This window comes from Micromonospora sp. NPDC048898 (assembly GCF_043198035.1).
In the GTDB taxonomy this organism is placed as follows: Bacteria; Actinomycetota; Actinomycetes; order Mycobacteriales; family Micromonosporaceae; genus Micromonospora.
Map to the genome: position 1 here is coordinate 208,178 of NZ_JBICUF010000004.1, position 11,734 is coordinate 219,911.

Below are 11,734 nucleotides of genomic sequence, written 5' to 3' on the forward strand. Positions count from 1 at the left end.
GTGTCGAAACCTGGCAGGTCAGCCAACCGGACGTAGACTTTCGCCGGCACACCGATCGGCTTCAGATGATTGCCAACCGAGACAGCGGCCATCTCCCCCGGCCCTGGCGATCCGCCGATCCGTCCGGACAACAAGCCGGCCCCCCCCGGCCCTGACACCTGGAGCTCACCCACTCATGCGATCCCGCGTGACCCTGGTGCTCGTCGTCACGACGGTCCTTGTGAGCGGCGTCCTACTGGGCTCCGCCGCGTACGCACGGCTCGGCAGTGACGACAGCGGCGCAGGCGGTGCCTCCAGCGTCGCCACGCCCGCACCCACCCCACCACCGCCGCCCACCCTCGCGGCCGGTCCGGTGTCGGTGAACTTCCAGGGTGACTTCTTTTCCTGGGCGCTGATGGATCGACAGACCGGCAAGATCTCGGGGTCGCCGAACATGGCCGCGACCAGCTCCACCGAGTCGATGATCAAGGCCTGGATCGTCTCCGACTACCTCCGGCAGCTCGGCAACAAGGAGCCGCCGGCAGCGTTGAAGGAGTTGGCTCGGATCGCCATCGTCGACAGCAACGACGGGGCCACCGACAAGGTCTACTTCGCCGCGGGTGGCTCGTACCGGTCGCCGGCAAAGGGGGAGGTCGGGCCGGTCATCAAGCGGGCCATCAAGATCTGCGGGCTGACCGACACCAGGCCCGGCATCGTGCCGAAGCGCGAGGGTTGGTGGAGCTACACCCAGATGTCCCCCCGGGACGCCGTCCGGGTCGGCGACTGCATCGCCGACGGTAAGGCCGCCGGCCCGAAATGGACCAAGTGGGTGTTGGAGCAGATGAGCAACGTCACGGGCACCACCGCGGCCACGGACCAGCGGCCCACGTCCGGCGGTGGCCGGTGGGGGATCATCGACGGTCTACCGAAGTCGATCACCGAGCAGGGCCCGGTCAGCATGAAGAACGGGTGGACCAGGATCAGTTACGACGGCAGCTGGCATGTCAACTGCCTCGCCGTCACCGGCAGATGGAGTCTCGCGGTGATGCTGCGCTATCCAGTCAAGAGCGGTTTGGACTACGGCGCGAAGGTCTGCGCCAGTGTGGCCACCCAGTTGGTCACCCCGCAGCCCGGCGCCGCGCTCAAGGTGCCGCAGCAGCCGGTAGGGAAGCTCTGATGGCCGGCAGTCGCCGGGCCGACCAACGTCGCGGCGGTGAGGCGTCCCCGCTGCGGCTGGTCGCCATCGCCGTCATCCTGATCGGGTTGGTGCTGGTGTCGCTGCGGCTGTTGCCCGGGTCACCGTTCGAGTCGACTGCCGCCGCCAAGTGGGGTGACGGCACGAGTGACAGCGACCGGTCCACGGGTGACCCCACCAACCGCAGCGCCCGCGAGCCGGCCTCGCCGTCGCCGAGCCCCACCCCGACGCTTGAGCCGCTGCCGTTCGTCGCCAAGGACCTCGACCTGAACATCGAGGGCTGGTATTCCTGGAGTGTCTTGGATCGCCGCACCGGGGAGATCATCGGTTCCAAGAACATGGGCGAGACCAGCACGACCGCATCGATGATCAAGGCCTGGGTCGTCGCCGACTACCTCCGTCGCGCGGCCGACGCCGGCCAGACCCCGAGCAACGCGAAGCTCGCCGACGCGACGCTGATCATCCGAGACAGCGACAACACCCGGGCCCAGCAGTTCTACAACCAGGTCGGCGGGGCCGCCTCGATCAAGCGCCTGATCTCCATGTGCAAGCTGACCGACAGCAAGGTTGCCCCCGACCGCGGCTGGAGCGAGACGGCGCTCTCCCCCCGAGACGCCGCCCGGATGGGCAACTGCATCGCCACCGGCACGGCCGCGGGGCCGAAATGGACCAAGTGGCTGCTCAACGAGATGAAGCTGGTTCGCGGCGCCGGCGACTTCGGTATCCGCAAGGCCTTCCCGGCCGCCCAGCGGAAGCAGATCGCCATCAAGAACGGGTGGATCGACCGGATCGAGGTGCAGGAGATGCACATCAACTGCATGGCCATCGGTGACACCTGGACGATGGGCGTGATGCTCAAGTACCCGATCAACCTGGGCTACGACTACGGCATGGAAAACTGCGAGAAGGTCACCAAGGCACTCCTGCGCCCCGGCGTCTGAGCCGCTACTCCGGCTCGGTAGCAGGTCACCTGGCTGCCTCTCTGCCGCCGCGGCTGGGGCCCGCCGCCGGTCAGCCGGAGCCTGGCGCTCTCTGCGCGGCGGCTGGGCCTGCCGGTTGGCCCGCGGCGGCTGGGGCCCGCCGGTCAGCCGGCGAAGAACTCGGGGCCGCCGTCCGGCAGCTCCGGGGCCTCGCCGATCGCGGCCGCTCGCCGGGCCCACTCACGCAGCCCGGCGACCTGCCGGTCACCGAGAGAAAAGTCCAGGGTCCGGAAGTACGTGGCCAGCGTCTCCGCGTCGAACGTCTCCCAGCGAGCCGCAGCCTCGGCGACCTGGTCCAGCTCGGCCAGGCAGAGGTCCCGCGAGCGCAGGAACGCCTCGTGCACCTCCTTGACCAGCCCCGGGTGGGCGGCGGCGAAGTCGCGGCGCACCGCCCAGACGGCGAAGACCATCGGCAGACCGGTCCACTCCCGCCACGCCTGCCCGAGGTCGGTGACGATGAGCCCCCGCTGCGGCGCCTCGTAGTACGCCCGCAGCGCCACGTCCCCGATCAGCACCCCGGCGTCGGCCTCAAGCAGCATCTGCGTCAGGTCCGGCGGGCAGCGGAAGTACTCGGGCCGCACGTTGTACCGCTCGGCGAGCAGCAACTGGGCCAGCATCACCCCGGTCCGCGAGGTCGAGCCGAGCGCCACCCGGGCACCGTCCAACTCGGCGAGGGGCCGGGTGGAGACCATGTTGACCGAGAGCACCGGTCCGTCGCTACCCACCGCCAGGTCCGGCAGGAGGAGCAGTTCGTCGGCGTGCTTCAGGTACTCCAACAGGGTGATCGGGCCGATGTCGAGATCGCCGGCAACCAGTGCCGCGCTCAACCGGTCCGGCGAGTCCTTCTGCAGGTCGACGTCGAGCAGTGCACCGGAGCGCATCAGACCCCAGTAGATCGGCAAGCAGTTCAGGAACTGGATGTGCCCGACCCGCGGGCGTGCGATGCGCTCAGCCATGACCCGACCGTATCCCCGGCCTTCGGGTCCGGCTCGGCGGGTCGGCCCGGAGTGGCCAAGCCCGCATCCGCCCGGTCGACGACCCCCGCCAGGCTCGACCAGCCACCCACGTCGTACCGCCCCGGGGGTCACGCCCTGGCCCGGGCGTCGTACCACCAGAAGCCCGGCCACTCCCGCAACGGCAAGTTGATGGGCGGGAGAATGGCTCCTATCCATTGATCAACGCCGACGAAAAATGTCGTACGTCAGTTCTAATCTGTTGTCATGTTGGGAGCGTTGGCGCAGGCAGGCGGTGCGGTCGACGACTGTGCCGAGGCCGCGTTGTGGGGGCTCTCCGACGACGAGCTGCTCGCCGCTCTCGACGCGACCCAGGTGCTGACGCAGCGGCTGGCCACCGTTCAGCTCGGGCTGGTCCGCGAGTTGGACAGCCGCGGTCTGGCGGTCGCCCAGGGTGCCTCGTCCACCGCGGTCTGGCTGCGGGAGCGGCTCCGGCTCTCCAGTCGCTCCGCACGCCAACTGGTCCAGCTCGCCGCCACCGTCGACGCCGCGCCGGCAGCGGTGCGTGACGCGCTGCTCAGCGGCGCCATCACCGTGGAGCAGGGCCGAGTCGTGGCCGAGACGGTCGCCGCCCTCCCCGTGGAGGCCGGTCCCGAGGTGGCCGGCAGAGCCACCCAACTGCTTGTCGCCTGGGCCGACCGGTTCGACCCGACCATCCTGAGCCGGCTCGGCGAGCGCGTCCTCACGCACGTCGCACCGGATCTGGCCGACCAGGCTGAGCTGAAGGCTCTGCAACGGGCCACCGAGCGGGCCGAGGCTCGCCGGCACGTCACGCTCTCCGAGCAGCAAGACGGTCAGGTACGCCTCAGCGGAAACCTCGACACCGAAACCGCGAGCCTGCTACGTGAGGCGATCGACCCGCTCTGCGCCCCGGCCGGCGAGCACGATGATCGCAGTCCTGGTCAACGCCGTGCCGACGCGCTGGGCGAGATCTGTCGGTTGGCGCTGCGCACAGGTCAGTTGCCCGACAGCGGCGGAGACCGACCTCAGCTCGTGGTGACCGTGTCGCTCGACGATCTGGTCAACGGCGTACGCGCCGGCACATTGGAGACCGGAGCACGCCTCACGCCTGGCGCGGTCCGCCGGCTCGCCTGCGACGCCAGCCTGTTGCCGGCCGTGCTGGGCGGCAACAGTCAGGTCCTGGACGTCGGCCGCCAGCGGAGGCTCTTCACCGGCCCGCTGAGGCGTGCGCTGGTGCTGCGAGACGGCGGGTGCGCCTTCCCTGGCTGTGATCGACCGCCGAGATGGTGCGACGGTCACCACGTCCGACACTGGGCCGACGGTGGGGCGACAGCGCTGGGCAACGCCGTGCTGCTCTGCGGCTACCACCACCGGTTCGTCCACCGCGGCGACTGGACAGTCCGCATCGCGGCGGACGGCCGGCCCGAGTTCCTTCCGCCCCGCTGGCTCGACCCACTACGCAGGCCACGTCGCAACCTCTACCACCGGCGATGCTGATGCCGCCGAGCACGCCGACACCACCCGAGGCCGCGCGCAGGCAGGCGGGCCGCCGGGCCGCCGGGCCAGCACGTCAGCACCTCAGCAGGCCACCAGGCCAGCAGGCCGCCGGGTTGCTGGGTGACCGCGTGGCGATCAAGCCGCCGCCCGCCAAGCCATCAGGTGGCGCCCTCCAGAAGGCCAGGTCGTTCTGTCGCGGCTCGCCGCTCGGGCGAGACGCCCCGCCCGGCAACACGCCGTCTCCGACAGGTGGCCCCCTGGGTAATTCGGTAGTGGCGACTGAGAGAAGAGCGTAAGGTTGCAGGCCGCTTGACGGCCGAGGTGACCCGCACCGGCACGGACGTCTTCGCGCCGGGCGGCCGGCCATCCGTCCCCGGACACGCGAGCGCGCAGCAGATGTGAACGATGGGACGTCAGCATGCCCGCACTCGATATCGACACCCACCTCGACACGGATCTGTCCGCCGAACGCGCACACCTGGCAGCCTCACGGGCCGCACTGCGAAGGATGCGGGAGCGCGCCGAAGCCCTCTTCGCCACCGGTGACCAGGTGGCCGGCGACGCGTACGCGGCGGAGACGCTCGGCCGCACCCTGGCCCGACGGGTGAGCGAGTTGGCCGACGACCCGACCACGCCACTCTTCTTCGGCCGCCTCGACTTCGCCGAATCCACAGACCCTGACGCCGCGGACCCAGGCAGCACCGCCCATGACAGCATTACGCACCGCAGCACCAACACCGACAGCAGCGACACCGACAGCACCGACACCGGCGGCACCGACACCGACAGCACCGACACCGACGGCAGCGAGGGCAGCTCCGGTGCGGATCCCGGCGCGGGTGCGAGCGCCTTTGGCCATGACGGTCGGCGATATCACGTGGGGCGGCGGCACGTCGCCGACGAGCGCGGCGAGCCGTTGGTGCTGGACTGGCGGGCACCCGTCTCCCGGTCGTTCTACCAGGCCAGTGCACGGGATCCGCAGGGAGTGGCGGTCCGGCGGCGGTTCGGGTTCAGCAACGGGGTGCTGACCAGCTTCGAGGATGAGCGTCTCGATCGGGGCGAGGAGCTTGGTACGACGAGCCGGATCCTCACCGCCGAGATCGAGCGACCGCGCGTCGGGCCGATGCGGGACATCGTCGCCACGATTCAGCCGGAGCAGGACGAGTTGGTCAGAGCCGACCTTGCCGACTCGATCTGTGTGCAGGGAGCGCCGGGCACCGGGAAGACGGCGGTCGGCCTGCATCGGGCCGCGTACCTGCTCTATCTGCACCGGGAGCGGCTGCGGCGGGCGGGTGTGTTGATCGTCGGACCGAACCGGGCGTTCCTGTCGTACATCGCGGCGGTGTTGCCGGCGCTCGGTGAGGTGGAGGTCGAGCAGGCCACGGTGGAGGAGTTGATCTCCGGGGTGCCGGTTCGGGCGGTCGACGCACCGGCGGTCGCGGTGCTCAAGCACGACGTACGGATGGCGCGGGTGTTGCAGCGCGCGGTGCAGGCACAGATCGGCACACCTACCGACTCGATCACTGTGTCGGACGGGTCGTTCCGGTGGCGGATCGGGCTGGAGCCGTTGCACCGGATCGTCGAGGAGACCCGCCGGGAAGGGCTGCCGTACGGCACGGGCCGGGAACGGGTCCGGGCACGGGTGGTGAGCCTGCTGCAACGACAGGCCGAGGCGCGTCGGGCGGAGTCGCCAAGCGATGCCTGGTTACGTCGGATGGGCCGCTGCCGTCCGGTGCTCGATTTCCTGGACGCGGTCTGGCCGGCGCTCGCCCCGGAAGGGCTGGTCTATGGCCTGCTCGCCGACCCGGTCCGGCTCGCCGCAGCGGCGGACGGGCTGCTCAGCGACACCGAGCAGGCGCTGCTCAGCTGGGTGAAGCCGGCTCGCACCGCGAAGGCGACCCGTTGGACCGCCGCCGACGTGGTGTTGATCGACGAGGCGGCCGGGCTGCTGGAGCGACCCTCCGGGTTCGGGCACGTGGTCGTGGACGAGGCACAGGACCTGTCCCCGATGCAGTGTCGGGCCATTGCCCGGCGCAGCGAACACGGCTCGATCACCCTCCTCGGTGACCTCGCGCAGGGCACCTCGCCGTGGGCGGCGACGGACTGGCGGGAGTCCCTCGCCCACCTGGGTAAGCCGGACGCCGTGGTGGTCCCGTTGACTGTTGGTTTCCGGGTGCCCGCGGCGGTGGTGGCGTTCGCGAACCTGCTGCTCCCGGCACTCGCGGTGGACGTACCGCCGGCCGAGTCGCTGCGCCACGACGGCGGGCTGGATGTGCGTACCGTGACTGATCTGGTCGCGGAGACGGTGGCCGAGGTGCGCGCGGCGCTGGACTACGACGGCTCGGTCGGCGTGATCGCCGCGGACGATGCGGTCGACGAGCTGCGCGCGGCGCTGGCCGCCGCCGGCGTCGAGACCGCGACCGCCGACGACGTGACCGCCGCGGAGCGGGTCACCGTGGTGCCCGCGACGCTGGTCAAGGGCCTGGAGTACGACCAGGTGGTGGTGGTCGAGCCGGCCGCGATCGTCGCGGCCGAGCCGCGCGGGCTGCACCGGCTGTACGTGGTGCTCACCCGGGCGGTGTCCCGACTGACGGTGCTGCACCGCGAGCCGCTGCCCGCCCCGCTCGGCGGCGACTCAGACGGGCTGTCACCCGCCACGGCCCGCACGCTCGCCGGCGACTCAGTCGGCTGACACTGCCGCCGCGACGTCCCGCAGGGGGCGGGTGGAGTCCGCCAGCGGCACGTGGAACGACAGCCACGAACCGTCGGCGAAGTCGATCCGCAGCCGTTTCCAGTTCAACCGGTACCGGCCGACCCGGGCGGCGACGGTCGTGCGCGGCACCGACCCGAGCAGCTCGATGTCGGCCTGCGCCCGTTCGTCCGCCGCCGAGCTGGACAGCAGCCCGACCGGTGCTGTCGCGCCGAGCAGCAACTGCCTGTCGGTGACCCCCAGCACGATGTCCCGGAGGCCGGCCCCCGTCGTCGCCACGGTCAGGGCGTGGTGCAGCAGAGATGCCTGCGAACCCGGTGCGCCTCGACCTCCGACACCGAAGAAGAGCCAGTCGACGGCGTTGTCCGCCCGGCCGAAGGTGATGGTGGGTGAGAGCACGTTGAGCAGGATGCCCAGGATGCCCGGCCCACCGGGCGCGGGTGGCGCCGCCGGCTGCGGAGGTGCCGCCGGGGTCAGACCTGCGCCGGCTCGGACCCGGGCCACCGCGCGCACCCGTTCTCCGGCCGGTAGTAGTCGGCTGATCCCCTCGACGTGGCGTGCGTGACTCCCGTCGAGCGTCATCGGTGCCCCTCGTGGCCGCCGGGTCGGTGCGGGTCGTGCCGGGGCGCGTGCCCGTCGTCGAAGGAGCGGTGAAAGCTCGCCCGCCGGCCTCGGGGCACCGCGGCGAACGCCGTCAGGACCTCCGGCTCGCTGCTCGGGCTCGACACGGACCCTCCCCTGTGGCCGGTGCGACCGGTCAGCCGCCACGGCCCCCACCATAGGCACTTCCCAATGCCGCCGGTGACCCCGTGCGCGACGTCGGGGGACACCGCGCTTTGGCTTTGCGCCGTAAAGTTCTTTGCGTGAACCACGACGACGACCTGCCGCCAGCCGATGCCGCGGCGGCGCTCCGGCTGATCGAGGAGCAGCGGTCCATGACGGTACGCGGGCTCGATCCCGACGCCCGTCTGCTCTACTGGCCCTGGGGAGTCGCCTGGCTGGTCGGCTTCGGGCTGTTCTTCCTGCGGTTCTCCCCCGGCGAGCGGTCGCTTGTCCACCTGCCGAGCTGGCTGCCACTGATCGCCCTCTTCGCACTGCTCCTGGTCGCGGCGGCGATCCAGGCGACGGCCAGCGCGCGCGCCTACGGGCAGGTGACCGGCGACTCCGCCCGGCGCGGACACTGGTACCTCTGGGCCTGGGGTCTGGGGCCGGTGAGCGTCTACGCGGCGCTCGGCCGGATCTCCGAGCACCTGCCGAACGACCTGGCCGCGCTGCTCTGGTCGGCCACCGCCGTCGGGCTGACCGGCGCGCTGCACATGGCCGGCGGAGCGATCTGGCTGGACCGGGACCTGTTCCGGCTGGGTGTCTGGGTCAGCGTGATCAACCTGGTCGGTGTCCTTGCCGGACCGGGCTGGCACGCGCTGATCGTGGCGGTGGCCGGTGGTGGCGGAATGCTAGTCGCAGGCGCGATCGCCCGACGGCGGCAGTGGCACCGGGCATGACCGAACTGGACCCGGTCATCCACGCGCAGGCCCGGCTGCGGGTGGTCGCCAGCCTCTCCACCCTCGGCGACGGCGACCGGATCGCGTTCCCCCGGTTGCAGGAACTGCTCGCCATGACCGCCGGCAACCTCTCCGTGCACCTGCGCAAACTCGAGGACGCCGGCTACGTGGAGATCAGCAAGACCCACCGTGGACGCACCCCGGCAACCCTGGTCCGGCTCAGCCGACGGGGTCGGCGGGCGTTCGAGGAGTACACGGAGACCATTCGCGCCCTGCTCGACCCCACCCCGTCGAAGGAGCAGTCATGATCCTCGCTCGCGCCGACCAGGCCAGCCGCCGGTACGGCGACGTCCTCGCCCTCGACCGCGTCGACCTGGAAGTCCGGGCCGGTGAACTGGTCGGCCTCCTCGGGCCGAACGGCGCCGGCAAGAGCACCCTGATGAACCTGCTGGTGGGTCTGCGCCGCCCCACCTCGGGGCGGGTCGAGCTGAACGGCGGCGACCCCCGCGACCCGGCGAGCCGTCGCCAGATCGGGGTCACCCCACAGGAGACCGGCCTGCCGGGCACGCTGCGCGTCGGTGAGGTCGTCGACTTCGTCTCGGCGCACTACCCGGACCCGGTCCCCCGTGGCGAACTGCTCGACCAGTTCGGCCTGGGTGATCTCGCCCGACGGCAGACCGGTGGGCTCTCCGGTGGGCAGCGCCGCCGGTTGGCGGTGGCACTGGCGTTCGTCGGCCGGCCCCGGCTGGTGCTGCTCGACGAACCGACCACCGGCCTGGACGTGGCCGCCCGGCACACCCTGTGGGACGCGATCCGCGCGTTCCACAGCGACGGCGGCACCGTGCTGCTGAGCAGCCACTACCTGGAGGAGGTGGAGGCGCTGGCACACCGGGTGGTCGTCATCGGGCAGGGCCGGGTGCTCGCCGACGACACCGTGGACGCGGTGCGCGGCATCGTCGGCGTACGCCGGGTCAGCCTGGTCGCCGACCAACTGCCCGACCTGCCCGGGGTCGTCCGCAGCGAACGGATCGACGGGCGGCTGCACCTGCTCACCACAGATGCCGACGAACTGGTCCGCGCGTTGGTCACGGCCCGGACCCCGTTCAGCGACCTGGAGGTACGGCCGACCTCGCTGGAGGAGGCGTTCCTCGCCATCACCAGCGGGGGCGCGCCCGGCGGGGACCAACCCGCCAGCCCGAGCCCACCCACCACCACCGCCGCTGCCGGCGGCCAATCCACCACCGCCGCTGCCGGCGGCCAACCCACCACCGTCTGAGAGGCCACCGTGCAGCTCGCCCTGGTCCACGCCCGCTACCAGCTTCTGGAGATCATCCGGATCCCGGTGGCCGTCGTCGGCAGCGCCTTCTTCCCGGCCGCCGCCATGATCTTCTTCGTGGTGCCGTTCGCCCGCGACGACGCGGCCGGCGCCACCTTCGCCACCGCGTCGATGATCACCTTCTCGGTGATGAGCGCCAACATCTTCCAGTACGGGGTCGGCGTCGCCGAGGACCGCGACCAGCCGTGGAACCCGTACACCCGGACCTTGGCGGCCGGGCCGGCACCCCGCTTCGCGGGCCGGGTACTGGCCGGCCTGGCGCTGACGTACCTCTCGCTGCTCCCGGTCGTGGTCATCGGCGCGACGCTGACCGCGGCCACGATCACCCCGGCGGCGTTCCTGCTGACGGCCGTCACGGTGGCCGTCATCTCGGTGCCGTTCACGCTGCTGGGGCTCGCCATCGGCTACTCGCTGCCGAGCAAGGCCGCGATCGTGGTGGCCCAGGTGGTCTTCCTCCCGCTCGCCTTCGGCGGTGGGCTGCTCTCCGCGCCGGGAGACGCGCCCGGGTTCATCGAGACGATCGCGCCGTTCCTGCCCACCCGGGGCGCGGCCGAACTGATGTGGTCGGCGGTCGGTGACTACACCGTCGACCCTCTGGCAATGATCATGCTCGGCGTCTGGGTGGTGCTGCTCGCCGTGCTCGCCGCCTGGGCGTACCGACGGGACGAGGGTCGCCGGTTCAGCTGACGATTCGTCCGTTTCCACCCCGCGCCGCAGCGGGACGGTGCCAGGATTCCGGCAGGGGGTCGCCGTGGCCGCCCGGGCCGAGAGGGGTCTTCGACCGTGAGCACCGTCCCGCCGGGCACACCCTGCTGGGCCGACCTGGCCACCCCGGACCTGACCGACGCGCGGCGCTTCTACCCCGAGCTGTTCGGGTGGACCGGCCGGATCACACCGGAGCCCGAGGCGGGCGGCTACACGGTCTTCCTGCTCGACGGCAGGCCGGTGGCCGGGGCCGGGCCGCCGGCGATCCCGGACCAGGTGCCCATCTGGTCCACGTACCTCGCCACCGACGACGCCGAACTGGTCGCCGGCCGGGTCGAACGAGCCGGTGGACAGGTGGTCGTGCCGCCGTTCGAGGTCTTCGACCGAGGCTGGATGGCGGTCTTCGCCGACCCGGCGGGCGCCACGTTCAGCGTGTGGCAGCCGCTGGCGATGGCCGGTGCCGAGGTGTTCAACGTGCCGGGCGCGATGAGCTGGAACGAACTGGTCACCCCCGACCCCGAGGGCGCCAAGGTCTTCTACGAGCTGGTGTTCGGCTGGCAGCCCGACGACCAGGCGGTGGGCCCGATGACGTACACCGGGTGGCGGCTCGGGACGCAGATCGTGGCCGGGATGATGCCGCCGCTGGCCGACGACTTCCCGGCCGACCTGCCGGCGTACTGGACGGTGTACTTCGCGGTCACCGACGCGGACGCCGCCGCGGCCCGCGCCTCCGAGCTGGGCGGAACGATCCTGGTCCCACCCCGCGACATCCCGGCGGGCCGCTTCGCGGCACTACGCGACCCACAGGGCGCCCTCTTCTCCGTCATCGACCTGGGCCCCTGACCCAACGCCTGCC

At 71.5% G+C, this 11,734-nt stretch carries 12 protein-coding genes; 9 read left to right on the forward strand and 3 right to left on the reverse strand.

The window, feature by feature from the left end; genetic code table 11:
* The first annotated feature begins 175 nt into the window (after nt 1-175).
* Nucleotides 176-1,156, forward strand: a complete 981-nt coding sequence (locus ACGFIQ_RS13960; RefSeq protein WP_393243478.1) for a hypothetical protein — start codon at nt 176-178, stop codon at nt 1,154-1,156.
* Nucleotides 1,156-2,115, forward strand: a complete 960-nt coding sequence (locus ACGFIQ_RS13965) for a serine hydrolase (RefSeq protein WP_393243480.1) — start codon at nt 1,156-1,158, stop codon at nt 2,113-2,115. Before ACGFIQ_RS13960 ends, ACGFIQ_RS13965 begins: the two co-directional genes overlap by 1 nt.
* Before the next feature lie 143 nt (nt 2,116-2,258).
* Here the strand turns inward: ACGFIQ_RS13965 and ACGFIQ_RS13970 are convergent, their stop codons facing one another.
* Nucleotides 2,259-3,110, reverse strand: coding sequence for a menaquinone biosynthetic enzyme MqnA/MqnD family protein (locus ACGFIQ_RS13970; RefSeq protein WP_393243481.1), 852 nt, complete (start codon nt 3,108-3,110; stop codon nt 2,259-2,261).
* Between the two features lie 264 nt (nt 3,111-3,374).
* Between ACGFIQ_RS13970 and ACGFIQ_RS13975 the strand changes: the two genes are divergently transcribed.
* Complete coding sequence (locus tag ACGFIQ_RS13975) at nt 3,375-4,625, forward strand: DUF222 domain-containing protein (RefSeq protein WP_393243483.1); 1,251 nt, start codon at nt 3,375-3,377, stop codon at nt 4,623-4,625.
* A 418-nt stretch (nt 4,626-5,043) separates the two neighbouring features.
* Nucleotides 5,044-7,317, forward strand: a complete 2,274-nt coding sequence (locus ACGFIQ_RS13980) for a HelD family protein (protein ID WP_393243485.1) — start codon at nt 5,044-5,046, stop codon at nt 7,315-7,317.
* Here ACGFIQ_RS13980 and ACGFIQ_RS13985 read toward each other — a convergent pair.
* On the reverse strand, nt 7,306-7,917 hold the full coding sequence (locus ACGFIQ_RS13985; RefSeq protein ID WP_393243487.1) for a hypothetical protein: 612 nt from the start codon (nt 7,915-7,917) through the stop codon (nt 7,306-7,308). The two genes, ACGFIQ_RS13980 and ACGFIQ_RS13985, sit on opposite strands and share 12 nt — an antisense overlap.
* Nucleotides 7,914-8,063 carry a hypothetical protein gene (locus ACGFIQ_RS13990; RefSeq protein ID WP_393243489.1) on the reverse strand — a complete coding sequence of 50 codons (150 nt, stop codon included), beginning with the start codon at nt 8,061-8,063 and terminating at the stop codon, nt 7,914-7,916. The genes ACGFIQ_RS13985 and ACGFIQ_RS13990 overlap by 4 nt, the downstream gene beginning before the upstream one ends.
* A gap of 135 nt (nt 8,064-8,198) precedes the next feature.
* Between ACGFIQ_RS13990 and ACGFIQ_RS13995 the strand changes: the two genes are divergently transcribed.
* From ACGFIQ_RS13995 to ACGFIQ_RS14015, 5 genes are all read left to right on the forward strand, one after another.
* Nucleotides 8,199-8,837 (forward strand): transporter, encoded by a 639-nt coding sequence (locus ACGFIQ_RS13995; RefSeq protein ID WP_393243491.1) that lies wholly within the window; start codon nt 8,199-8,201, stop codon nt 8,835-8,837.
* A complete protein-coding gene (locus ACGFIQ_RS14000) occupies nt 8,834-9,145 on the forward strand; it encodes a transcriptional regulator (protein WP_357068679.1) in 312 nt (103 codons plus the stop codon). The genes ACGFIQ_RS13995 and ACGFIQ_RS14000 overlap by 4 nt, the downstream gene beginning before the upstream one ends.
* Entirely contained in the window at nt 9,142-10,113 is a 972-nt protein-coding gene (locus ACGFIQ_RS14005; RefSeq protein ID WP_393243492.1) for an ABC transporter ATP-binding protein, read from the forward strand. The genes ACGFIQ_RS14000 and ACGFIQ_RS14005 overlap by 4 nt, the downstream gene beginning before the upstream one ends.
* 9 nt (nt 10,114-10,122) lie before the next feature.
* On the forward strand, nt 10,123-10,860 hold the full coding sequence (locus tag ACGFIQ_RS14010; protein WP_393243494.1) for an ABC transporter permease: 738 nt from the start codon (nt 10,123-10,125) through the stop codon (nt 10,858-10,860).
* 96 nt (nt 10,861-10,956) lie between these two features.
* The gene (locus tag ACGFIQ_RS14015; RefSeq protein WP_393243496.1) at nt 10,957-11,721 is read left to right on the forward strand and encodes a VOC family protein; all 765 of its coding nucleotides are present in this window, start codon (nt 10,957-10,959) and stop codon (nt 11,719-11,721) included.
* Nucleotides 11,722-11,734 lie beyond the last annotated feature (13 nt).